Annotated in this window: 1 protein-coding gene; it reads right to left on the reverse strand. The window is 68.5% G+C overall.

From position 1 onward, the window contains the following. Positions 1-610 (reverse strand): IS256 family transposase (locus tag ACTQWD_RS08725; protein ID WP_441559755.1); only part of this gene is annotated, 610 nt, incomplete at both ends.

Consider the following 610-nt stretch of genomic DNA (forward strand, 5'->3'; position numbering starts at 1 on the left):
TCCGCCTGGTCACGGGAACCCTTCCCAGCACGTTGCGGTAGAAATGCACCGTGCAGCGCTGGTAGCGGGCCCCGGGGAACACCTCCTCGAGCGCACCGAGCATCCCCGCGCACTTGTCGCCGGTGACGAGCCGTACGCCGGAGAGCCCGCGTCCCTTGAGCCAGGAGAAGAATTCGCGCCAGGACTCCGCGGACTCGGTGTACCCCTCGGAGCAGCCGATGACCTCCCGGTCGCCGGCGGAGTTGACGCCGATGGCGACCAGCACGGCCACGTTCTCGTAGGACCCTCCCCAGCTGCGCTTGAGGTAGATACCGTCGACGAAGACGTAGGGGTAGCCGCCCTCGAGCGGCCTCTGCCGCCATGTCTCGATGGACGCGAAGGCCCTCTCGTTGAGGTTGGAGACGGTGCCGGAGGACACCGGCGCTCCCCACAGGAGCTCGGAGACGTCCTCGATCCTCCTGGTGGAGACGCCCGCCAGGTACATCTCGACGATGGCCTCCTCGACCGAGGTCTCGCGCCTGCGGTAGCGCTCGATGACGGCCGTCTGGAAGGTCGCCCCGCGGAGCTTCGGCACGCTGAGCTCGACTTCCCCGGCGCCCGTGACGAGCCT

Source organism: Collinsella sp. LCP19S3_B6, from assembly GCF_052121815.1.
Lineage (GTDB): Bacteria > Actinomycetota > Coriobacteriia > Coriobacteriales > Coriobacteriaceae > Collinsella.